The organism is Streptomyces sp. NK08204 (assembly GCF_020400585.1).
Classification (GTDB): domain Bacteria; phylum Actinomycetota; class Actinomycetes; order Streptomycetales; family Streptomycetaceae; genus Streptomyces.
This window is the reverse complement of sequence record NZ_JAINVF010000005.1, coordinates 148031-170461: the sequence shown is the minus strand read 5'-3', so window position 1 is coordinate 170461 and position 22431 is coordinate 148031. Positions and strand designations below refer to the sequence as shown.

Sequence of the window (22431 nt, the reverse complement as noted above, 5' to 3'; positions counted from 1 at the left end):
CTCGAGCAGCAGGCTGAGCAGATCGGCGTCCGCGAGTCTGCCTCGCCGTTCCCGGTCGACGTCCTCGGCGACGGTCCCGGTGATGAGCGCCGGACTGGGCGCCGCATCCACGGGCCACGCCGGCGAACACGCCACGCGCCCTCCGGGCGCCGCCTGCTGCTCCACGCTGAAGGTGAAGTCCATGACCTGTCCTCCCGGAGGAGCCGGTCCCTGCCCACCGAAGCGCGGGGATAGGGCGTCGGAGGGCAGGGCAGAACAGGTTTTGAGTCATGACAAGGGAACCAAGCGTCGACTCAGCGGTCGAAATCCAGTTCCACGTGTTCCGTCACCGGGTGCGACTGGCAGGCCAGCACGAAACCGGCCTCGGTTTCCTCCTCCTCCAGCGCGAAGTTGCGGTCCATGCGCACCTCGCCCGAGACCAGGAAGGCTCGGCAGGTGCCGCACACCCCGCCCTTGCAGGCGTAGGGCGCGTCGGGCCGGTTGCGCAGGACCGTCTCCAGCAGGGACTCGCCGTCCTGCACCGGCCAGCTGCCGCCGCGTCCGTCCAGCCGGGCGGTGACGGTGCTGTGCTCGGGTGCCGACGCAGTCCGGTCCGGGGCTGGAGCGGCGTCCACATGGAAGATCTCCTGGTGGATTCGGGACCGGTCCACGCCCAGTTCGCGCAGCGCCTTCTCCGCACCCTGCACCAGCCCGTAGGGCCCGCACAGGAACCACCCCGCCACCTGTCCGACCGGCAGCAGCGCGGGCAGCAGTCCGGTGAGCCGCTCATGGTCGAGCCGCCCGGACGGCAGGCCCGCCTGCTGCTCCTCCCGGGAGAGCACGGTCACCAGCTGAAGCCGCTCCGGATAGCGGTCCTTCAGGTCGGCGACCTCCTCAAGGAACATCATCGAGGCGGCCGTGCGGTCACTGCGTATCAGGCAGAACCGGGCCTCGGGCTCGCGTGCCAGCAGCGTCGAGACGATGGACAGGACGGGCGTGATGCCGCTGCCGCCGACGACGGCGGCGTACACACCCGGTGCCGGTTCCAGGGTGAAGCGCCCGGCCGGGGTCATCACGTCCAGCCTGTCGCCGGGGTTGATCTCCTTCAACGCGTAGGTCGAGAACGCGCCACCCTCCAGCAGGCGTACGCCCACCCGCAGGGTGCTCGGTCCCTCGCCGTCCGGGTCGGGTGCGGGGGAGCAGATCGAGTAGGTGCGCCGTATCTCGGTGCCGTCGACGACGCGGCGCAGGGCGAGGTGCTGACCGGGCGCGTGCCGGTACTCCCCGCGCAGCTCCGGCGGGACGGCGAGGGTGAGTGCGACGGAGTCGTCGGTGAGCCGGTCGACCGCGGCCACCTGGAGCGGGTGGAAGCGCGCCATCACAACTCCTTGAAGTGGTCGAACGGTTCACGGCAGGCGAGGCAGCGGCGCAGCGCCTTGCACGCGGTGGAGGAGAACCGGCTCAGCAACTCGGTGTCGGCGGATCCGCAGTGCGGGCAGCGGAGGGGGTCGGCGGCCTCGGCTCGCTGCGTCGCACCGGTCCGGGTCGGGCTGAGGGTGAGCGGCACCGGGCCGGTGTCGTGGCGCTCACGCGGGGGAGCTATGCCGAACTCCTGGAGCTTGCGGCGGCCTTCGGCGGTGATGTCGTCGGTGGACCAGGCGGGCGTGAGCACGGTGCGGACGGTGACCTCGCGCACGCCGTGCGCATGCAGGACCCGTTCGATGTCCGACGTCATCGCCTCGAGAGCCGGACAGCCGGTGTAGGTGGGGGTGAGGTCGACCTCGACCGCGTCGGGGCCGTTGACCCGGACGGCGCGCAGAACACCCAGCTCATGGAGCGTGAGCACGGGCAGTTCGGGATCGGGCACCGAGCCGGCCAGCTCCAGCAGTTCCGTTTCCAGGGTGGTGGCGGTCACCATGTCGCCCCCGGATGGCTGCGGTGCAGGTGCTGCATCTCGGCGAGCATCCGCCCGAACGATTCGGTGTGCAGGCCCTGCCGGCCGGCGCCCGCCGCCCAGGCGCCGGTGCGCGGCCCCGCGGGCACGGTCAGGGTGGCCCGGCCGAGAACGTCCGTGACGGACTCCAGCCAGGCGGCCTCCATGCCCGCCCAGTCGACGTCCAGGCCCTCCACCGGCTGGAACATCTCCCCCGTGAAACGCCACAGCGCGTCGCATGCCCGCTGCATGCGCTCCCGGCTGACGTCGGTGCCGTCACCGAGTCGCAGGGTCCACTGCTCGGCGTGGTCGCGGTGGTAGGCGACCTCCTTGACCGCCTTGGCGGCCAGCGGTGCGAACGGGCCGTCCAGGGCGGCGAGTTCGCCGTAGAGCAGCTGCTGGTAGGTGGAGAAGTACAGCTGGCGGGCGATCGTGTGGGCGAAGTCGCCGTTGGGCTGTTCGACCAGCTGGAGGTTGCGGAAGTCCCGCTCCTCGCGCAGGTACGCAAGCTCGTCCTCGTCGCCGGCCATGGACAGCAGGATCCGGGCCTGGCCGAGGAGGTCGAGGGCGATGTTGGCGAGGGCGACCTCCTCTTCGAGGACGGGGGCGTGGCCGGCCCACTCCCCCAGACGATGGGAGAGCACCAGGGCGTCGTCGCCGAGGGCGAGTGCGGCGGTCACGGGGACGGTGGCGGTCACAGGTGCTTCACCCCGTCCGGGATCTCGTAGAACGTCGGGTGCCGGTAGGCCTTGTCGGCGGCGGGCTCGAAGAAGGGGTCCTTCTCGTCGGGCGAGGAGGCGGTGATCACGGAGGCGGGGACGACCCAGATCGAGACGCCTTCGCCGCGCCGGGTGTACAGATCGCGGGCGTTGCGCAGGGCGAGTTGCGCGTCCGGGGCGTGCAGGCTGCCGGCGTGGGTGTGGGAGAGGCCGCGCCTGGAGCGCACGAAGACCTCCCACAGGGGCCAGTCGGTGGTGCTCATGCTCGGTTCGCTCCCGTCTCCGCGGTGTTCCCGGTGTCTCCGGGGGTGCCGGTGTCGGCGGTGTCGGTGGTGGTTCGGGTGTGCTTGGACGCGTAGGCGGCGGCTGCCTCCCGCACCCATGCGCCCTCGTCGTGTGCGCGCCTGCGCTGGGTGATGCGCTGTTCGTTGCAAGGGCCGTTGCCCTTGAGGACCTCCCAGAACTCCGTCCAGTCGATCGCGCCGAAGTCGTAGTGACCGCGCTCCTCGTTCCACCGCAGATCCGGGTCGGGGAGGGTGAGGCCCAGGGACTCGGCCTGCGGGACGCAGATGTCGACGAAGCGCTGGCGCAGCTCGTCGTTGGAGTGGCGCTTGATCTTCCAGGCCATCGACTGCGCGGAGTGCTGGGACTCGTCGTCCGGCGGACCGAACATCATCAAGGAGGGCCACCACCAGCGGTTCACCGCGTCCTGCGCCATCGCGCGCTGCTCGGCGGTGCCGTTGCTGAGGGCCAGCAGCAGTTCGTAGCCCTGGCGCTGGTGGAAGGACTCCTCCTTGCAGATCCGCACCATGGCGCGCGCGTAGGGGCCGTAGGAGCAGCGGCACAGGGGGACCTGGTTGGTGATGGCGGCGCCGTCCACCAGCCAGCCGATCGCGCCGACGTCGGCCCAGGTCAGCGTGGGGTAGTTGAAGATCGAGGAGTACTTCTGGCGGCCGCTGTGCAGCTTGTCGAGGAGTTCGTCGCGGCTGGTGCCGAGGGTTTCGGCCGCGCTGTACAGGTACAGGCCGTGGCCGGCCTCGTCCTGGACCTTCGCCATCAGGATCGCCTTGCGGCGCAGGGTGGGCGCCCGGGTGATCCAGTTGGCCTCCGGCTGCATGCCGATGATCTCGGAGTGCGCGTGCTGGGCGATCTGCCGGACCAGTGTGGCGCGGTAGGCGTCGGGCATCCAGTCGCGTGGTTCGACGCGTTCGTCCGCGGCCACCGCCGCGTCGAAGGCGTGCTGGTAGGCCGTCGTGTCGACGGTGTCCGGTGCGCCGTCCGCCGGTGTGCCGGCCGTGCGGTGCGCGGCTGCTGTGGCCATGCGGTCCCCCTGACTGACCTCGGGCTCTGCCTGAACGCTTTCCCGACCGATCGTTCGGTCCGTGCGTGTCAATGGTGGGCCGGGCCGCCGCGAGGTGTCAACTGCTGTGGAAAACCGCGCCGGCTGCCTGTGGAAAAGCCGGGAGACTCCCCAGGGCTGCGCCGGGTCGGCGCGGCTGAGTACCGTTCCGTGCGGGTGTCGCGGATCTCATCGCGTGACGCCGAGCATCATGCGGCGCCTGTGGCGGGCGGACGGACCAGGAAACGGAACGGGGATCGGGACGGGATGGACGCGTACGACGAGGACTCGCACGCCCGGCCGGGGCCGGACGGGCCGCAGGGGGTGCGTCGCCCGGAGGCCACCGCAACACGGGGCTGCACCGGGTCCCACGACCACCCGGGGTCATCCGGCCATCCTGAGTCAGAGGCTTCTATCGGGTCGCAGGCCTCTACCGGGGCACAGGGCCTCCTTGAGTCACAGGCCCGCCCAGGGTCACAGGCCCTCTCAGGGTCGCAGGACACACCTGGCTCGCTTGGCAGCACCGGCTCACAGGTCAGGACCGCCGCGCAGTTGCCCGTCGGCTCCCCGGAACTCCCCGCGTCCCAGGCCTCCACCGGTGTCGCCGCCCTCTCCCTGCGCTACCAGGTCGTCGCGGCGCTCGCGCTGGCGGTGATCGGTGTGGCTGCCTGTGTGCACCTGGCGATGGTGTTCCTGAGCCTCGCTCCGGAGAACACGGTGTCCAAGCAGCACGGCGCGGCGATCTCGGACTGGGTGAATCCGGAGTTCGAGCAGAACTGGAAGCTGTTCGCCCCGAACCCGCTGCAGCAGAACATCGCCGTCCAGGTGCGCGCGGAGGTGCGCATGAAGGACGGCATGCTGCGCACCACCGGCTGGAACGACCTCTCCGCCCTGGACGGAGCGGCCATCGACGGCAACCTGGTGCCCAGCCACACCCAGCAGAACGAGCTGCGCCGCGCGTGGGACTTCTTCCTGGGCTCGCACACCGCCGACAACCGTGCGATGGGCCTGCGCGGCGCACTCTCCGAGCAGTACCTGCGCCGGATCGTGGTGATGCGCCTGTACCGGGCGGACGCGACCGCCGAGCAGGGTGTCGTCCAGCGCGTGCAGGTGCGCTCCAGCACCACCAATGTGCAGCCGCCGAAGTGGAGCGGTGAGCGGGTCTCCGAGACGCCTGTCTACCGCGAGCTGCCCTGGTGGACGGTGACGGCCGACGAGGCCGCGGGAGGTGTGCGGTGAACCGTGTCTCTCTGACTCTCTCGCGTGGCATCGCCCGGGTCACCGGCTCGGCCCTCGGCCCGTACCAGAGCGCCGTGATCCGGATCGGCTTCGCCGGGACCTGGCTGCTGTTCCTGCTGCGCGAGTTCCCGCACCGCCAGGAGCTGTACGGCCCTGCCGGACCCTGGGCCTGGGACCTCGCCAAGCGACTGACCGACGACAACCACGCCTTCACGGCACTGCTGTGGTCGAGGGGCCAGCTGTGGTTCGAGTGCTGCTACGCACTGGCGGTCCTCGCCTCCGCGCTGCTGCTGCTCGGCTGGCGCACCCGCACTGCGTCCGTGCTGTTCATGCTCGGTGTGCTGTCGCTGCAGAACCGCAGTGTCTTCATGGGCGACGGCGGCGACAACGTGCTTCACCTGATGGCTTTGTACCTGGTGTTCACGCGCTGCGCCCAGGTGTGGTCGCTGGACGCGCTGCGGACGTCGCGGGCCGAGGAGTCTCGCGCGCGGGGGGTGCGGGTCCCCGGTGACCGGGTGGGGCCGGTGCTCTGGACGGTCCTCGGCCTGGCGCTCGGCACGGCCACCCTGACCGGCCGGTTCGACAACGGCTGGCTGGTGCCCGCGCTGCTGTGGACGGTGTGGACGGTCCTCGGCCTGTGGTGGGCGGTCGGGCGCTGGGCGAAGTCGCCGGAGCCGCGGATCCTGTTGGACGTCGTCGCCAACGTCGTCCACAACACAGCCCTGGTCGTGATCATGGCCGAGGCGTGTCTGATCTACGCCACCGCCGGCTGGTACAAGATCCAGGGCTCGCGCTGGCAGGACGGCACCGCCGTGTACTACCCGCTGCACCTGGACTACTTCTCGCCCTGGCCGGGCCTCGCCGACCTGATGTCCGCCAGCGGCACGATCATGATGCTGGTGGCCTACGGGACGGTGATGGTGCAGGTCGCCTTCCCGTTCACGCTGTTCAACCGGCGGGTCAAGAACGTCCTGCTGGTGCTGATGATGACCGAGCACGCCGTGATCGCGGTCGTCCTCGGCCTGCCGTTCTTCTCCCTGGCGATGATCACCGCGGACGCGGTGTTCCTGCCGACGTCGTTCCTGCGCCGGCTGGGCGCGCTGGCGGCACGTGCACGTGGGCGGCTGCTGCGGCGCGGTGACGGCACGGTGCCACCGCCGCGCTCCCCGGAGCAGAGCACGCCGGGCCGCGTAGGGTTCACCGCATGACCGACCCCCTGACCCGCTGGCGGCAGCATGCCGCGGACACCGTGCTGCTCGACGGCTTCCACGCCCTGAAGCACGCGCTGCGCTTCGGGGCCGAGGTCCCGGTGGCGGTCACCAACGACCGGCGCGCCGCCCTCGCCCTCGCCGAGGAGCTGGCCGGGGACGTACACGACCGGCTGGCGGCGCTGCTGACCGAGGTGCCGCAGGAGACGTACGCCTCCCTCGTGCCCCGCCCGCACCCCACCGGGGTGGCAGCGCTGGCCGTACGACCCTCCCGTGAGGCCAACCTGCGGGCGCTGGCCCGCACCCCGCGCACCGCCCCGGTCGTGGTCCTCGACCATCCGCGCAACCTGGGAAACGCCGGAGCCGTCATCCGGCTGGCCGCAGGCTTCGGGGCGACCGGTGTGGTCACCACGGGCACGCTCGACCCCTGGCACCCCACGGTGGTGCGCGGTGGCGCGGGGCTGCACTTCGCGACCGCCGTGGAGCGGCTCGGCGTCGACGAGCTGCCCGCCGGGCCGCTGTTCGCGCTCGACCCGGAGGGCGAGGACATCCGCGGCACGAAGCTGCCCGACGACGCCGTACTGGCCTTCGGGTCGGAGCGCAGCGGCCTGTCGGCCGAGCTGCGCGCGCGTGCCGACCGTCTGCTCCGGCTGCCGATGCGCCCCCAGGTCTCCAGCTACAACCTCGCCACCAGTGTGGCGATGACGCTGTACCACTGGAGCGCCGCCGGGGGCGCAGCCGCCGTCCGCTGAGGACGGCTCAGGCCTGCCGGCGGACCTCCACAACCCGGAACCGGTTGGCCACGAACGCGCCGTCGCACAGCGCGGCGTTGGCCGCCGGGTTGCCGCCCGAGCCATGGAAGTCGGAGAACGCGGCCGTCTGGTTCACGTACACCCCGCTCGTCAGGTTGAAGGACAGCTGGGCGGACTCCTCCAGGCACACCTCCTCGACGGCCCGCTCGGCCTCCGCGTCGGCGGTGTACGCGCCGACCGTCATCGCGCCCTTCTCGCGTACCGTGCGGCGCAGCAGCCCGACCGCGTCGTCCAGCGAGTCGACGGCGACGGCGAAGGAGACCGGGCCGAAGCACTCGCTCATGTAGGCGGCCTCGTCGTCCGGCTTGGCACCGTCCAGCTTGACGATGACCGGGGTGCGCACGACCGCGTCCGGGAACTCCGGGTTGGTGATCTCGCGGGAGGCGAGGGCGACCTCGCCGAGGCCGGCCGCGGCCTCCAGACGGGCCTTCACGTCCGGGTTGACGATCGCGCCGAGCAGGGCGTTCGCGCGCGCGTCGTCGCCGAGGAGGCCGTCGACCGCGCGGGCGAGGTCGGCGGTGACCTCGTCGAAGGTCTTGGGGCCCTCGTCGGTGCGGATGCCGTCGCGCGGGATCAGCAGGTTCTGCGGGGTGGTGCACATCTGGCCGCTGTACAGGGACAGCGAGAACGCCAGGTTGGACAGCATGCCCTTGTAGTCGTCCGTCGAGTGGACGATCACCGTGTTGACGCCGGCCTTTTCCGTGTAGACCTGCGCCTGGCGGGCGTTGGCCTCCAGCCAGTCACCGAACGCCGTCGACCCCGTGTAGTCGATGATCTTGATCTCGGGGCGGGTGGCGAGCGTCTTGGCGATGCCCTCGCCGGGGCGCTCGGCGGCCAGCGCCACCAGGTTCGGGTCGAAGCCCGCCTCGGCGAGCACGTCCCGGGCGATGCGCACGGTGAGTGCGAGCGGCAGCACCGCACGCGGGTGCGGCTTGACCAGGACGGCGTTGCCGGTGGCCAGGGAGGCGAAGAGGCCCGGGTAGCCGTTCCAGGTCGGGAAGGTGTTGCAGCCGATGACCAGGCCGATGCCGCGCGGAACCGGCGTGAACTGCTTGGTGAGGACCAGCGGGTCGCGCTTGCCCTGCGGCTTGCTCCACTCGGCCGTCCCGGGGGTGCGGACCTGCTCCGCGTACGCGTAGGCCACCGCCTCCAGGCCGCGGTCCTGGGCGTGCGGGCCGCCCGCCTGGAAGGCCATCATGAACGCCTGTCCGCTGGTGTGCATGACCGCGTGCGCGAACTGGTGCGTGCGGTCGCTGATCCGCTTGAGGATCTCCAGGCACACCGCGGCACGCAGCTCCGGGCCCGCGTCCCGCCAGGCGGGCTGCCCGGCCTTCATCGCGGGCAGCAGCACGTCGAGGTCCGCGTGCGGGTAGGTCACGCCCAGCTCGATGCCGTAGGGGGAGACCTCCTCGCCCACCCAGTCGTCGGTGCCGGGCTGGTCGGTGAGGTCCAGGCGGTTGCCCAGCAGGGCGTCGAAGGCGGCCTTGCCCGCCGCCGCGTCCAGGCTGCCGTGCTCGCCGTAGGCCTTGGGGTGCTCGGGGTGCGGAGACCAGTACGCGCGTGTGCGGATCGCTTCCAGCGCCTGGTCGAGAGTGGACCGGTGCTTGGCGATCAGCTCGTGCGCGGTCGGTTCGGCGGCCATGCGGGACCAACTCCTCGTCTGGAGAACTCTTCGTCTAGTTCATGACCTGGCAGAAACATGGGCAGGGACAGCCGGTGAGAGCTAGAGTAACCGAACGATCGGTCGGGACAAGGGGGCCTGCCGCATCTGTGGAAAACCCCGTGCGGGAGGATCGCGCTCATGACAGCACTCGACCTCAGCAGCCCCGTGGCCGTCGTCGGCACCGGCACCATGGGCCAGGGCATCGCCCAGGTCGCGCTGGTCGCCGGGCACCCCGTGCGGCTCTACGACACCGTGCCCGGACGTGCCCGGGACGCGGTCGCCGCCATCGGGGCCCGCCTCGACCGGCTCGTGGCCAAGGACCGGCTCTCCGCCGCCGCCCGGGACGCGGCCCTCACCCGTCTCAGGCCTGTCGACGCCCTCACGGAGCTGGCCGAGTGCGGGCTGGTCGTCGAGGCCGTCCTGGAGCGGCTGGACGTCAAGCAGCGGCTCTTCGGCGAGCTGGAGGAGATCGTCGCCGAGGACTGCCTGCTCGCCACCAACACCTCGTCCCTGTCGGTGACGGCCATCGGCGGCGCCCTGCGCCACCCCGGCCGGTTCGTGGGCCTGCACTTCTTCAACCCGGCGCCGCTGCTGCCCCTGGTCGAGGTCGTCTCCGGGTTCGCCACCGACGTCACATCGGCCACGCGCGCGTACGAGACCGCCCGCGCCTGGGGCAAGACGCCGGTAGCCTGCGCGGACACCCCCGGCTTCATCGTCAACCGGATCGCCCGGCCCTTCTACGCCGAGGCGTTCGCGGTCTACGAGGCGCAGGCCGCCGACCCGGCCACCATCGACGCCGTCCTGCGTGAGTGCGGCGGCTTCAAAATGGGAGCCTTCGAACTGACCGACCTGATCGGGCAGGACGTCAACGAGTCCGTCACCCACTCCGTGTGGCAGTCCTTCTTCCAGGACGTGCGTTTCACGCCGTCCCTGGCCCAGCGCCGCCTGGTGGAGTCCGGCAGGCTCGGCCGCAAGACGGGGCACGGCTGGTACGACTACGCCGACGGAGCCGAGCGCGCCGAGCCGCACACCGCCGAGAAGGAGCAGCCGCCCGCCTACGTCATCGCCGAGGGCGGGCTGGGGCCCGCGGCCGAGCTGCTCGCGCTGATCCGCGAGGCGGGCATCCGGGTTCGCGAGGAGGAAGAGGACCACGGCACCCGTCTGGTGCTGCCGAGCGGTGGCCAGCTGGTGCTCGCCGACGGCCAGACCTCGGTGGAGTTCCGGGACGTCGTCTACTTCGACCTCGCCCTCGACTACCGCACCGCCACCCGCGTCGCCCTGTCCGCCTCCCAGGACACCTCACCCCAGACCCTCGCCGAGGCCACCGGCCTCTTCCAGGCGCTCGGCAAGGACGTCAGCGTCATCGGCGACATCCCCGGCATGATCGTCGCCCGTGCCGTCGCCCGGATCATCGACCTCGCGTACGACGCCGTCGCCAAGGGCGTGGCCACCGAGGAGGACGTCGACACCGCGATGCGGCTCGGCGTCAACTACCCGCTCGGCCCCTTCGAATGGAGCCGCAGGCTCGGCCGCGACGTCGCCTTCGACATCCTGGACGAGATGCACGAGCGCGACCCCTCCGGACGCTACGCGCCCTCCCTCGCGCTCTACCGTCACGCCTATGCCACCGACAAGCGGGAGGGCACCTCATGACCACCGCCAGGCGCGACACGTACACCCCCGAGACACTGCTCTCCGTGGCCGTCCGGATCTTCAACGAACGCGGCTACGACGGCACCTCCATGGAGCATCTCTCCAAGGCGGCCGGCATCTCCAAGTCGTCCATCTACCACCACGTCAGCGGCAAGGAGGAGCTGCTGCGCCGGGCCGTCAGCCGGGCGCTGGACGGCCTGTTCGCCATCCTGGAGGAGGAGCCCGCGCGCGCGGGGCGGCCCGCCGACCGCCTGGAGCACGTCGTACGGCGCATGGTCGAGGTGCTCATAGCCGAGCTGCCGTACGTGACGCTGCTGCTGCGCGTGCGCGGCAACACCGCCACCGAACGGTGGGCGCTGGAGCGGCGCCGCGACTTCGACCACCGCGTGGCCGACCTGCTGAGGGCCGCGGCGGCCGAGGGCGACATACGCGGTGACGTGGAGGTGCGCCTGGCCACCCGGCTGGTCTTCGGAATGATCAACTCCATCGTGGAGTGGTACCGGCCCGAGGTGCGCGGCGCGAGCCACCGTGAGGTGTCCGACGCGGTCGTGAAGCTGGTCTTCTCGGGGCTGCGCCGGGGCTGATCACCCTTCCGGCTCCAGGTCCTCCTCCTCGAACACCAGCAGCGTGCGCGTGCTCAGCACCTCGGGTATCGCCTGGAGCCGGGTGAGCACCAGCTCGCGCAGCGCCCTGTTGTCGGGCGTGTGCACCAGCAGCAGTACGTCGAAGTCCCCGCCCACCAGAGCGATGTGAGAGGCGCCGGGGAGCCGGCGCAGCTGCTCGCGAACCGTGCGCCAGGTGTTCTGGACGATCTTCAGCGTCACGTACGCCGACGTGCCGTGCCCCGCCCGTTCGTGGTCCACGCGGGCACTGAAGCCCCGTATCACCCCGTCCTCGACCAGCCGGTTGATGCGGGCGTAGGCATTGGCGCGCGAGACGTGGACCCGTTCGGCGACGGACCGTATGGATGCGCGGCCGTCCGCCTGGAGGATTTTCAGGATGTCCTGATCGATGGCGTCGAGCGGCCGTGGCGGCACGAGCGGGATGCTCCCCTGCGGCCCGTCGGCCATTTGTTCAACTGCCATGTCCCCCCGCTTTGCCGCCGTGGACGTCCTGCATTCATTCCAGGCTGTGGAGAACCGTTTGTCCACAGCCCGAAGGTGCCTGTAGCCAAAATGTGCCGACGACCGAACAATCGGTAGGTGAGGCGGGTCACAGCCGACACGCCTCTCGTAGTCACTCCCACGAGGAGGTGCCGTCATGACGGTCATGGAGCAGCGGGGCGCGTATCGGCCATCGCCGCCGCCCGCCTGGCAGCCCCGTATGGACCCCGCGCCGCTGCTGCCCGACGCCGAGCCCTACCGCGTCCTCGGCACCGAGGCGGCCGGAAAGGCCGACCCGGACCTGCTGCGCCGGCTCTACAGCGAGCTTGTACGCGGTCGCCGCTACAACACGCAGGCCACCGCGCTCACCAAGCAGGGCCGCCTCGCCGTCTACCCCTCCAGCACCGGCCAGGAGGCCTGTGAGGTCGCCGCCGCGCTGGCCCTCGAAGAGCGCGACTGGCTCTTCCCCAGCTACCGCGACACCCTCGCCGTCGTCGCCCGGGGCGTCGACCCCGCCGAGGCCCTCACCCTGCTGCGCGGTGACTGGCACAGCGGCTACGACCCCTACGCCCACCGGGTCGCCCCCCTCAGCACCCCGCTCGCCACCCAGCTCCCGCACGCCGTCGGCCTCGCCCACGCCGCCCGCCTCAAGGGCGACGACGTGGTCGCGCTCGCCATGATCGGCGACGGCGGCACCAGCGAGGGCGACTTCCACGAGGCGCTGAACTTCGCGGCCGTCTGGCAGGCACCGGTCGTCTTCCTCGTGCAGAACAACGGCTTCGCCATCTCCGTCCCGCTCGACAAGCAGACCGCCGCGCCCTCCCTGGCCCACAAGGCCGTCGGCTACGGCATGCCGGGCCGGCTGGTCGACGGCAACGACGCCGTCGCCGTCCACGAGGTGCTCCGTGACGCCGTACAGCGCGCGCGAGAGGGCGGCGGCCCGACCCTGATCGAGGCGGTGACCTACCGCATCGACGCCCACACCAACGCCGACGACGCCACCCGCTACCGGGGCGACGCCGAGGTCGAGGCCTGGCGCGCCCACGACCCGATCGAGCTGCTGGGGCGGGAGATGACCACGCGCGGACTGCTCGACGAGGCAGGTGTCGAGGCCGCCCGGCAGGACGCCGAGGCGATGGCCGCCGCCCTGCGTGAGCGCATGAACCGCGACCCCGAGCTGAACCCCATGGACCTGTTCGACCACGTATACGCCGAGACCACGGCGCAACTGCGCGAGCAGCGCGCCCTGCTGCAGGCCGAACTGGCAGCCGAGCAGGACGACGAGCACCACCAGGAAGGCGGTCACCGATGACCACCGTGGCCGTCAAGCCCGCCACCATGGCCCAGGCCCTCACGCGTGCCATGCGCGATGCCATGGCCGCCGACCCCACCGTCCATGTCATGGGCGAGGACGTCGGCACGCTCGGTGGCGTCTTCCGTGTCACCGACGGACTCGCCAAGGAGTTCGGCGAGGACCGCTGCACCGACACCCCGCTCGCCGAGGCGGGCATCCTCGGCACCGCCGTCGGCATGGCCATGTACGGGCTGCGCCCGGTCGTCGAGATGCAGTTCGACGCCTTCGCCTACCCGGCGTTCGAGCAACTGATCAGCCACGTCTCCCGGATGCGCAACCGCACGCGCGGCAGGATGCCCCTGCCGATCACCGTCCGCGTCCCCTACGGCGGCGGCATCGGCGGCGTCGAGCACCACAGCGACTCCTCCGAGGCCTACTACATGGCCACCCCCGGGCTGCACGTCGTCACGCCGGCGACCGTCGCCGACGCCTACGGGCTGCTGCGCCAGGCCATCGCCTCCGACGACCCGGTGGTCTTCCTGGAGCCCAAGCGGCTGTACTGGTCGAAGGACTCCTGGAACCCCGAGGAGCCCACCGACGTCGAGCCCATCGGCCGGGCGGTGGTCCGGCGCGCGGGCCGCAGCGCCACGCTCATCACCTACGGCCCGTCCCTGCCGGTCTGTCTGGAGGCCGCCGAGGCCGCGCAGGCGGAGGGCTGGGACCTGGAGGTCGTCGACCTGCGCTCCCTGGTGCCGTTCGACGACGAGACGGTCTGCGCGGCCGTGCGGCGTACCGGACGTGCGGTCGTCGTGCACGAGGCGACCGGTTTCGGCGGACCGGGCGGGGAGATCGCGGCCCGCATCACCGAGCGCTGCTTCCACCACCTTGAGGCGCCGGTGCTGCGCGTGGCCGGGTTCGACATCCCCTACCCGCCGCCCATGCTGGAGCGGCACCACCTGCCCGGCGTCGACCGCATCCTGGACGCCGTCGCGCGTCTGCAGTGGGAGGCCGGGAGCTGATGGCACAGGTGCTGGAGTTCAAGCTTCCCGACCTCGGCGAGGGCCTCACCGAGGCGGAGATCGTCCGCTGGCTGGTCCAGGTCGGCGACGTCGTCACCATCGACCAGCCGGTCGTGGAGGTCGAGACGGCCAAGGCGATGGTCGAGGTCCCCTGCCCGTACGGCGGTGTGGTCACCGCACGCTTCGGCGAGGAGGGCACCGAGCTGCCCGTCGGCGCACCCCTGTTGACAGTGGCCGTGGGCTCGACGGCTTCCGACGGCGAGGGCGGGGGCTCGGGCAACGTACTGGTCGGCTACGGCACCTCCGAAGCGCCGACCCGGCGGCGCAGGGTGCGGCCGGCACCGCCGGTGGCCCCAGAAGCGCCGGCAGCCGCCGCGCCCCCCGTGGTCCCGGCAGCCGTCGTAGCCCCAGTCCCGGCAGTCCACGCCGAGGGTCCCGTGCCCGTGATCTCGCCCCTGGTGCGCAGGCTCGCCCGCGAGGGCGGCGTGGATCTGCGCTGCCTGGCGGGCTCAGGACCGGACGGCCTGATCCTGCGCGCGGACGTCGAGAAGGCGCTCCGCGCCCAGACGGCACCCGCCCCGACGGGACAGGCGCTCACCGCCTCCACACCTCCCGCCGCCGCGCCCACGCACTCCTCCGTCCGCAACGGCATCCGCACCCCCCTCAAGGGCATTCGCGGGGCCGTGGCCGACAAGCTGTCGCGCAGCCGCCGGGAGATCCCCGACGCCACCTGCTGGGTCGATGCGGACGCCACCGAACTCATGCGCGCCCGGGCCGCGATGAACGCGGCGGGCGGAACGAAGATCTCCCTGCTCTCCCTGCTCGCCCGCATCTGCACCGCCGCCCTCGCCCGCTTCCCCGAGCTGAACTCCTACGTCGATGCCGACGCCCGCGAGGTCGTCCAACTCGACCAGGTGCACCTGGGGTTCGCCGCGCAGACGGAACGCGGACTGGTCGTACCGGTCGTCCGGGACGCCCATGCGCGCGACGCCGAGTCGCTGACCGCGGAGTTCGCCCGGCTCACCGAGGCCGCGCGGACCGGGACGCTCACCCCCGGGGACCTCACCGGTGGCACCTTCACGTTGAACAACTACGGAGTCTTCGGCGTCGACGGCTCCACCCCGATCATCAACCACCCCGAAGCAGCCATGCTCGGCGTCGGCCGCATCGTCCCCAAGCCCTGGGTGCACGAGGGCGAGCTGGCCGTGCGCCAGGTCGTCCAGCTCTCGCTCACCTTCGACCACCGGGTGTGCGACGGCGGCACGGCGGGCGGCTTCCTGCGGTACGTGGCGGACTGCGTGGAACAGCCGACGGTGCTCCTGCGCACGCTCTGACTGCCCCCTTCACGCGTGCGGAGTTCTTTTCCCTCGGCGAAAGAACTCCGCACGCGGTGCAGACGTAGGTGCGCTCGGACAACGGCAGAGGGCCCGGCGTCCCGGAGGTGCCCCGTCCCTCCGACGGACTCTGTGGGGTACTCGGGCTTCTCCGGGAATCCCGGTGACCCGGAGGAGAGCTCGGACAGAGATACTCATGAGGTGACCGAGAACGCTCCCGTCGCCCCCGGGGCCCCCGCGCCGTACGACGCCGTCGTGCTCGCCGGCGGCGCCGCCCGGCGGCTCGGCGGGGCCGACAAGCCTGGTGTGCGGGTCGGTGGGCGCGCGCTGCTCGACCGGGTGCTCGCGGCCTGTGCGGGCGCCCGCACCACTGTCGTCGTGGCGGACCCCCGGCCCACCGCGCGCCCCGTGCGCTGGGCGCGCGAGGAGCCGCCCGGTGCCGGGCCGGTCGCCGCGCTGGAGGCCGGCCTGCGGCACACCGCCGCCGAGTACACCGCCGTTCTCTCCGCCGACCTGCCGTTCCTCGACACGGCCACGGTGGAGCGGCTGCTGAGCGCCCTAGCCGCCACCGGTGCCGACGGCGCGCTGCTCACCGACGCCGACGGCCGCGACCAACCGCTCGTCGCCGCCTACCGCACAGCGGCCCTGCGCCGCGAACTCGCCGGCCTCGCCGAGGCGGACCACGGCCTCACCGGTCTGCCCCTGCGCAGGCTCACCGGCGCTCTCCAGCTCACCCGCGTCCCGGACCCGCTCGCGTCCTTCGACTGCGACACCTGGGACGACATCGTCAATGCCAGGGCACGCATCAGGGAGCATGGGCACGTGTTGGATGAATGGATCTCCGCAGTCAAGGACGAACTGGGCATCGACCTGGAGGTCGACACCGGCGTCCTGCTCGACCTGGCCCGCGACGCCGCGCACGGCGTGGCCCGGCCCGCCGCCCCGCTGACCACCTTCCTCGTCGGCTACGCCGCCGCCCAGGGCGACGGCGGCCCGGAAGCCGTCGCCGAGGCCGCCCGCAAGGCCACCGCGCTGGCGTTGCGGTGGGAGGCGGAGAACGATGCGAACCCCACCGGCCCGGGTGGGGACGCGTCCGCCCCGGACGCCGGATGACCGCCCCCGGCCACCGGGCCTCGTCAGCCGCCGAGAACATCGACGACCTCGACGTCGAGGAGGCCCTGGCCCTCGTGAGGGAAGGCAAGGACGACGGCGCCGGCCACATGCCCGCCTCCGGGCCGCGAGGCGCGGACCGGCAGGCCGAGCACCGTGCCGAGCGGCACCGGGCCACCCCGTGGCCGCAGGCCCGCGAGATCGCCGCGCGCGCAGCACGCCGCCGCAGCCGCAGGAGCGCGGGCGACACCCCCGCCGCCGTCCGCCGGACCCCCGTCTCCGTGCCCCTCGCCGAAGCGCTCGGCCTGGTCCTGGCGGCGCCCCTCGACGCGCTCACCGACCTGCCTTCCTTCGACACCTCCGCGATGGACGGCTGGGCGGTCGCCGGCCCCGGCCCCTGGGACGTGCGGGACGAGGGCGTTCTCGCCGGGCACGCGCGGCCCGAGCCGCTCACCGACGGGGAGGCGGTCCGCATCGCCACCGGCGCCCGTATCCCCGCCGACACCACCGCCGTCCTGCGCAGCGAACACGGCCGGCTCGACGCCAAGGGCCGCCTGCACGCCCTGCGCGAGCCGGGCCACGGCCAGGACATCCGTCCGCGCGGACAGGAGTGCCGCAGCGGCGACCAGTTGCTGCCCGTCGGCACCCTGGTCACCCCCGCCGTCCTGGGCCTGGCGGCAGCTGCCGGATACGACACTGTCACCGCCGTCCCCCGGCCCAGCGCCGACGTCCTCGTCCTCGGCGACGAGTTGCTCACCGAGGGGCTCCCGCACGACGGACTGATCCGCGACGCGCTCGGCCCCATGCTGCCGTCCTGGCTGCGCGCCCTCGGCGCCGAAGTGACCGCCGTGCGCAGGGTCGGTGACGACGCCGAGTCCCTTTACCAGGCGATCACCGCCTCCACCGCCGACCTCGTCGTCACCACCGGCGGCACCGCCGCCGGGCCCGTCGACCACGTCCACCCCACCCTGGAACGCATCGGCGCCGAACTCCTCGTCGACGGGGTCGAGGTGCGCCCCGGCCACCCCATGCTGCTGGCCCGCCTGAACGAGACCCAGCACCTCGTGGGCCTGCCCGGCAACCCCCTCGCGGCCGTCTCCGGCCTGCTCACGCTCGCCGAGCCCCTGCTGCGTACCCTCGCCGCCCGTCCCGCCCCGGAGGCGTACACGCTGCCGCTCGCGGAGACGGTGCACGGGCATCCCTACGACACCCGGCTCATCCCCGTGGTGCTGCGCGGAGACCGCGCCATGCCACTGCACTACAACGGTCCGGCCATGCTGCGCGGCATCGCCGCCGCCGACGCCGTGGCGGTCGTACCGCCGGGCGGGGCACGGCAGGGGGAGGAAGCGGAACTCCTGGACCTGCCGTGGGCCGCGGCCGGGATCGGGGTGTGTTTCACGTGAAACGTCCCGGGCTGTGAGGCCCGGTGCAGTTCGCCCGCCTGGGCGGTGGCGTAGCGTCGGCCGCATGCATGCGATCACGATTCCCGAACCCGGTGGTCCAGAGGCGCTCGTGTGGGACGAGGTCCCCGATCCCGTGCCCGGCGAGGGAGAGGTGCTGGTCGAGGTGGTGGCCAGCGCCGTCAACCGCGCCGACATTCTGCAGCGGCAGGGCTTCTACAACCCGCCGCCCGGCGCCTCCCCCTACCCTGGCCTGGAGTGCTCCGGACGGATCGCCGCGCTCGGCCCCGGGGTGTCCGGCTGGGTCGTCGGCGACGAGGTGTGCGCGCTGCTGGCGGGCGGCGGCTACGCCCAGAAGGTCGTCGTGCCGGCCGGACAGCTGCTGCCCGTGCCCGCCGGTATCGGCCCCAAGCAGGCCGCGGCCCTGCCCGAGGTGGTCTGTACGGTCTGGTCCAACGTCTTCATGATCGCCCACCTGCGACCCGGCGAGACGCTGCTCGTGCACGGCGGCTCCAGCGGTATCGGCACCTTGGCGATCCAGCTCGCCAAGGCGGTCGGCGCCAAGGTCGCGGTCACGGCCGGTACGAAGGAGAAGCTGGAGCGCTGCGCCGAGCTGGGCGCCGACGTGCTGATCAACTACCGCGAACAGGACTTCGTCGCCGAGATCGATCAGGCCACCGCCGGCGCGGGCGCCGATGTCATCCTCGACAACATGGGCGCCAAGTACCTGGACCGCAACATTCAGGCGCTCGCCGTCAACGGACGGCTCGCGATCATCGGTATGCAGGGCGGTGTCAAGGGTGAGCTGAACATCGGCAGCCTGCTGAACAAGCGGGCCGCCATCAGCGCCACCTCCCTGCGTGCCCGCCCGCTGGCGGAGAAGGCGTCCATCGTGGCCGCCGTCCGGGAGCACGTGTGGCCGCTGGTCGCCGGGGGCCGGGTCCGTCCGGTCGTCGACCGCGAACTGCCGATGCCGCAGGCGGCCGAGGCCCACCGTGTGGTGGAGGCAGGCGGCCACGTCGGCAAGGTGCTGCTGGTCGCGCCGTAGGGACGTGCGGACGCGTGGACCGGTTCGAAGAGAGGTCCTCACGAGCGTTCCGGTTCACGTCCTGCGGAGCCGCAGCCCCAGGAATGCAAGGCCGAGTCCCAGGCCGATGAGGACCAGGCCGCTGCCCAGCGGCAGGATCCGCAGGACCGGCTCGTCGGCCTGGTCCTCGGCCCGGGGCACGGCGTTCTGGGCGGCGGGCCGCCGCCGAGGCGTCGCCGGGGACTCGTCGGGCGGGGCGGCCGTGAGGGTCTGGGCAGTCCCGGCCGGGGCGTCCGCCGTCTCCGGCTCCTCCGGCCGGGGGGCGTCGGTGCCGGGGACCTCGTCGGGCCTGGTGTCGTCGTCGCCCTCCACCTCCGCCGCCGGCCCGTCCGGCCGGCCCGGCCTCATCCGCCCCTCACCGGGCCGGCTCCCCGCGCGCGACGGTCTGACGGCGGATTTCGGGGTGGACACGGAGGCCGAGGGTGAAGCGGAACGGGGCGCACGCGCGGCGGGAGACGGTACGCCCGTGGCGCCGGGGGAGCGCGAGGGAGCGGACCGCTCGGCGCTGTAGGCGTCGGCCGTGCCGTACGTGTCGGCCATGCCGTACGCGGGCAGGGCCACCGCCAGGACCACCGCCAGGACGAGCAGCAGCCGCACGAGGCGAAGCGTGATGCGAAGCCATGGAGTCACGTCGGCGACCTCCTGGAGCCGAGTTGCCGTGACCGACGGGAAGCCGACGGAAGACCGATGGGAAGCCGACGGAAGACCGAGGAGAAGCTGACGGAAGACCGACCGGAAGCCGACGGAAGAACCGATGGATTTCCAGCCTCACATTCAATGGCGGACCCGGCATTCCGGGTTGGTCCGAAGGGTCGAAGGCCGGCGTTTATGGTGGATCGCCCGCGCCAGGGGGCACCACGGTGATGAGGTGTAGGGGTGCGAGAGAATGGCGGCATGGAGATGCCGAGGAACGAAAGGTCGCCGGAGAACCCGCAGATCCTGGTCGTGGGCCAGGACGGCATGGCGCTCAGCGGTGGTAACGGGGACGAGGACTCCCGCGAGATTCCGGTGACGGAGCAGGTCGAGCAGCCTGCCAAGGTCATGCGGATCGGCAGCATGATCAAGCAGCTCCTGGAGGAGGTGCGCGCGGCTCCTCTGGACGAGGCGAGCCGGGCCCGGCTCAAGGAGATCCACCGCAGCTCGGTCAAGGAGCTGGAGGACGGTCTGGCGCCCGAGCTGGTCGAGGAACTGGAGCGGATCTCCCTGCCGTTCACCGACGAAGCGACCCCGAGCGATGCCGAACTGCGCATCGCGCAGGCGCAGCTCGTGGGCTGGCTGGAGGGCCTCTTCCACGGGATCCAGACGACGCTGTTCGCCCAGCAGATGGCCGCGCGGGCCCAGTTGGAGCAGATGCGCCGCGCGCTCCCGCCGGGCGTGGGCGGCCACGAGGGCCCCGACGAACACCGAACCGGCGGCCGAGCGGGCGGACCGTACCTGTAAAACGGCTCACCCCAGCACGCAGGGCCCGGCGAACCACCGCCGGGCCCTGCGGCTCAGTCTGCGTCAGGCGGCATTCCCTGAGTGGGCGTCAAAGCCTCTGTGCAGTCCACCCTTTCGGGTTTTCCGCTCCTCCAGCAGGGCCTGCCTGGCGACCCCGGAGGTGCCTCCCCGACGGCAGCCGATTGACGGCGGCCGCCCCCTTACCGGGTCACTGCGCGGGGTTGCCCGTGGACACGTTGAGCTGGATCTCGACGTTCTTCGGGTCCACGTCGGTGTCTTCCTTGGGGAACTGGTCGATGACCGCGCCGTCGCCCCAGGTGTTGTCGTCGACGTACACCACCTTCACCCGCCAACCCGCCGCCTGTGCACATGCCTTGACGGACTTGATGTACTTGAACCGGAAGTCCGGCAGCATGACCTTGTCCGGGTCGTCGTACGACTCCGTCGGCTCGGTGCACTTGGTCTTGTCGATGACCTTGCTGGTGTCCGGGCCGCGGTAGCCGGGTGCGTGGGAGGGCGAGGCCGACGCGCTCGCGTTGGTGCTGCCGCCCTTGTCGTCGCTGCCGCCGCTGTTCAGCGTCAGTGCGACGATCAGGCCGACGACCGCGACGAGGGACACCGCGACCGAGCCGATGATCACCGGCTTGTTGCTCTTGCCGCCACCCGAGCCGGCGGGCTGCACGGCCGTGGACGGCGTGCCGCCGTACGGAGGAGGCGTGGCGGGCGTCTGCTGGCCGTAACCCATCGGGGGAGGCGTCTGGTAGCCGCCCTGCTGCGGGTAGCCGTACGAGGGGGCGGGAGCGGGCGTCGGGGCGCCGTACGGGCTCGGGACCGGTGTCGGCTGGTACGGCGACTGCACCGGCCCGGTGGGCGTGGGCGTCGCCTGGTCGACCGGCGGGAACACCGCGGAGCCGACGCCAGAGCCGCTCTGCCCCGCCGTGCCGGGCACGATGCTCGGCGCGGCCGCCTGGAAGGACGCGGCGACGCGCAGGCACTCGTCGCGCATCGCCTCGGCGGTCGGGAAGCGCTCGTTCGGGTTCTTCTTCAGTGCACGGGAGACCAGTGCGTCCACCGCCGGCGGCAGGGATCGGTTGATCGAGGAGGGCGCCACCGGCTCCTCCTGCACGTGCGCGTACGCGATCGCCAGCGGTGAATCCGCGTCGAACGGCAGCCGCCCGGTGACCAGCTGGAACAGCATGATGCCGACCGAGTACAGGTCGGAGCGGGCGTCCACGCCCCGGCCGAGGGCCTGCTCGGGCGAGAGGTACTGCGGAGTGCCGACCACCATGCCGGTCTGGGTCATCGAGGTGACGCCGGACTGCATGGCACGGGCGATGCCGAAGTCCATGACCTTGACCACACCGCGCTTGGTCATCATGACGTTGCCCGGCTTGATGTCGCGGTGGACCAGCCCCATCTCGTGGCTGATCTCCAGTGCCGCCAGCACATCGGCGGTGATCTTCAGCGCCTTGTCGGCGGGCATCGCACCGTACTGGCGGATGTCGTCCTCCAGGACCGAGCCCAGCGGGCGGCCCTCGATGTACTCCATGACGATGTACGGAGTCGTCATGCCGCCCAGCTCGTCCTCGCCGGTGTCGAAGACGGAGACGATGTTGGTGTGCGTGAGCTTGGCCACGGCCTGGGCCTCGCGGCGGAAGCGCTCGCGGAAGGCCTGTTCCCGGCCGAGTTCGGTGTGCAGGGTCTTGATCGCGACCTGGCGGTCGAGCACGGCGTCGTACGCCAGATGCACCGAGGCCATGCCGCCCTCGCCGAGCAGGTCGCGCAGCTGATAGCGGCCTCCGGCCACCGCCTGCCCCACATGCCGGCCCTGTGCGCCGTCCTGGCTCATCTCTCCGCGTCCCCCATTGGCCGTCCGGCGCCTTCGTTGACCGAGTTGATCGGATAGGCCTTGATCGAATATGTCATTCCCGGCCAAGTCTGCCCTAGGGCAGTGACACGTCAAGCTCGGTGCCCGTTCCGTGACCGTACGCGAAAGAAGCGTCGCGCAAGCGTTACGGGTGGTGTACGCCCGGCTCACAGAACTTGCACGACAGCGTGCGCTGCGGGTTTGATGGCCGGTCCGGCTGCGGGCGGTCCTG

At 71.9% G+C, this 22431-nt stretch carries 21 protein-coding genes; 12 read left to right on the top strand and 9 right to left on the bottom strand.

Going from position 1 to position 22431, the window contains the following annotated elements:
- Positions 1-293 precede the first annotated feature (293 nt).
- The 5 genes from K7G59_RS10430 to paaA are packed head-to-tail and all read right to left on the bottom strand — an operon-like array spanning position 294 to position 3952.
- Complete coding sequence (locus tag K7G59_RS10430) at positions 294-1358, bottom strand: 2Fe-2S iron-sulfur cluster-binding protein (protein WP_225832591.1); 1065 nt, start codon at positions 1356-1358, stop codon at positions 294-296.
- Positions 1358-1897, bottom strand: a complete 540-nt coding sequence (gene paaD / locus K7G59_RS10425; RefSeq protein WP_225832589.1) for a 1,2-phenylacetyl-CoA epoxidase subunit PaaD — start codon at positions 1895-1897, stop codon at positions 1358-1360. The genes K7G59_RS10430 and paaD overlap by 1 nt, the downstream gene beginning before the upstream one ends.
- On the bottom strand, positions 1891-2610 hold the full coding sequence (gene paaC, locus K7G59_RS10420; protein WP_225832587.1) for a 1,2-phenylacetyl-CoA epoxidase subunit PaaC: 720 nt from the start codon (positions 2608-2610) through the stop codon (positions 1891-1893). The genes paaD and paaC overlap by 7 nt, the downstream gene beginning before the upstream one ends.
- The gene (gene paaB, locus K7G59_RS10415) at positions 2607-2894 is read right to left on the bottom strand and encodes a 1,2-phenylacetyl-CoA epoxidase subunit PaaB (protein WP_225832585.1); all 288 of its coding nucleotides are present in this window, start codon (positions 2892-2894) and stop codon (positions 2607-2609) included. The genes paaC and paaB overlap by 4 nt, the downstream gene beginning before the upstream one ends.
- On the bottom strand, positions 2891-3952 hold the full coding sequence (gene paaA / locus K7G59_RS10410; protein WP_225832582.1) for a 1,2-phenylacetyl-CoA epoxidase subunit PaaA: 1062 nt from the start codon (positions 3950-3952) through the stop codon (positions 2891-2893). The genes paaB and paaA overlap by 4 nt, the downstream gene beginning before the upstream one ends.
- A gap of 285 nt (positions 3953-4237) precedes the next feature.
- Between paaA and K7G59_RS10405 the strand changes: the two genes are divergently transcribed.
- Genes K7G59_RS10405 through K7G59_RS10395 form a run of 3 tightly spaced genes read left to right on the top strand, consistent with a single transcriptional unit; the run spans position 4238 to position 7169 of the window.
- Entirely contained in the window at positions 4238-5209 is a 972-nt protein-coding gene (locus K7G59_RS10405; RefSeq protein ID WP_225832580.1) for a DUF5819 family protein, read from the top strand.
- Positions 5206-6417 (top strand): HTTM domain-containing protein, encoded by a 1212-nt coding sequence (locus K7G59_RS10400; RefSeq protein ID WP_225832578.1) that lies wholly within the window; start codon positions 5206-5208, stop codon positions 6415-6417. Before K7G59_RS10405 ends, K7G59_RS10400 begins: the two co-directional genes overlap by 4 nt.
- Entirely contained in the window at positions 6414-7169 is a 756-nt protein-coding gene (locus tag K7G59_RS10395; protein ID WP_225832576.1) for an RNA methyltransferase, read from the top strand. Before K7G59_RS10400 ends, K7G59_RS10395 begins: the two co-directional genes overlap by 4 nt.
- Before the next feature lie 7 nt (positions 7170-7176).
- Here the strand turns inward: K7G59_RS10395 and paaN are convergent, their stop codons facing one another.
- Positions 7177-8871 carry a phenylacetic acid degradation protein PaaN gene (gene paaN, locus K7G59_RS10390; RefSeq protein ID WP_225832574.1) on the bottom strand — a complete coding sequence of 565 codons (1695 nt, stop codon included), beginning with the start codon at positions 8869-8871 and terminating at the stop codon, positions 7177-7179.
- 159 nt (positions 8872-9030) lie between these two features.
- Between paaN and K7G59_RS10385 the strand changes: the two genes are divergently transcribed.
- Together K7G59_RS10385 and K7G59_RS10380 are read left to right on the top strand one after the other, a co-directional pair.
- Positions 9031-10545, top strand: a complete 1515-nt coding sequence (locus K7G59_RS10385) for a 3-hydroxyacyl-CoA dehydrogenase (protein ID WP_225832572.1) — start codon at positions 9031-9033, stop codon at positions 10543-10545.
- A complete protein-coding gene (locus tag K7G59_RS10380) occupies positions 10542-11129 on the top strand; it encodes a TetR/AcrR family transcriptional regulator (protein ID WP_225832569.1) in 588 nt (195 codons plus the stop codon). Before K7G59_RS10385 ends, K7G59_RS10380 begins: the two co-directional genes overlap by 4 nt.
- Here K7G59_RS10380 and K7G59_RS10375 read toward each other — a convergent pair whose 3' ends face one another.
- Positions 11130-11615 (bottom strand): Lrp/AsnC family transcriptional regulator, encoded by a 486-nt coding sequence (locus K7G59_RS10375; RefSeq protein ID WP_225833102.1) that lies wholly within the window; start codon positions 11613-11615, stop codon positions 11130-11132.
- Between the two features lie 190 nt (positions 11616-11805).
- On the opposite strand from K7G59_RS10375, the gene pdhA reads away from it, so the two are divergent.
- From pdhA to K7G59_RS10345, 6 genes are all read left to right on the top strand, one after another.
- Positions 11806-12960: a pyruvate dehydrogenase (acetyl-transferring) E1 component subunit alpha gene (pdhA, locus tag K7G59_RS10370; RefSeq protein ID WP_225832567.1), complete on the top strand. Its 1155-nt coding sequence runs from the start codon at positions 11806-11808 to the stop codon at positions 12958-12960.
- On the top strand, positions 12957-13961 hold the full coding sequence (locus K7G59_RS10365; protein ID WP_225832565.1) for an alpha-ketoacid dehydrogenase subunit beta: 1005 nt from the start codon (positions 12957-12959) through the stop codon (positions 13959-13961). The genes pdhA and K7G59_RS10365 overlap by 4 nt, the downstream gene beginning before the upstream one ends.
- Positions 13961-15295 (top strand): dihydrolipoamide acetyltransferase family protein, encoded by a 1335-nt coding sequence (locus K7G59_RS10360; protein WP_225832564.1) that lies wholly within the window; start codon positions 13961-13963, stop codon positions 15293-15295. The genes K7G59_RS10365 and K7G59_RS10360 overlap by 1 nt, the downstream gene beginning before the upstream one ends.
- Positions 15296-15496: 201 nt before the next feature.
- Complete coding sequence (locus tag K7G59_RS10355) at positions 15497-16408, top strand: NTP transferase domain-containing protein (RefSeq protein WP_225832562.1); 912 nt, start codon at positions 15497-15499, stop codon at positions 16406-16408.
- Entirely contained in the window at positions 16405-17808 is a 1404-nt protein-coding gene (locus K7G59_RS10350; RefSeq protein ID WP_225832560.1) for a molybdopterin molybdotransferase MoeA, read from the top strand. Before K7G59_RS10355 ends, K7G59_RS10350 begins: the two co-directional genes overlap by 4 nt.
- A 64-nt stretch (positions 17809-17872) precedes the next feature.
- Complete coding sequence (locus tag K7G59_RS10345; protein WP_225832558.1) at positions 17873-18853, top strand: NAD(P)H-quinone oxidoreductase; 981 nt, start codon at positions 17873-17875, stop codon at positions 18851-18853.
- Positions 18854-18907: 54 nt separating this feature from the next.
- On the opposite strand, the gene K7G59_RS10340 is transcribed toward K7G59_RS10345, so the two are convergent.
- Positions 18908-19522 carry a hypothetical protein gene (locus K7G59_RS10340; RefSeq protein WP_225832556.1) on the bottom strand — a complete coding sequence of 205 codons (615 nt, stop codon included), beginning with the start codon at positions 19520-19522 and terminating at the stop codon, positions 18908-18910.
- 264 nt (positions 19523-19786) lie between these two features.
- Here K7G59_RS10340 and K7G59_RS10335 point away from each other — a divergent pair, with 264 nt between their 5' ends.
- A complete protein-coding gene (locus tag K7G59_RS10335) occupies positions 19787-20332 on the top strand; it encodes a bacterial proteasome activator family protein (protein ID WP_225832555.1) in 546 nt (181 codons plus the stop codon).
- A 208-nt stretch (positions 20333-20540) separates the two neighbouring features.
- Here the strand turns inward: K7G59_RS10335 and K7G59_RS10330 are convergent, their stop codons facing one another.
- Positions 20541-22181, bottom strand: coding sequence for a Stk1 family PASTA domain-containing Ser/Thr kinase (locus K7G59_RS10330; protein WP_225832553.1), 1641 nt, complete (start codon positions 22179-22181; stop codon positions 20541-20543).
- Positions 22182-22431 lie beyond the last annotated feature (250 nt).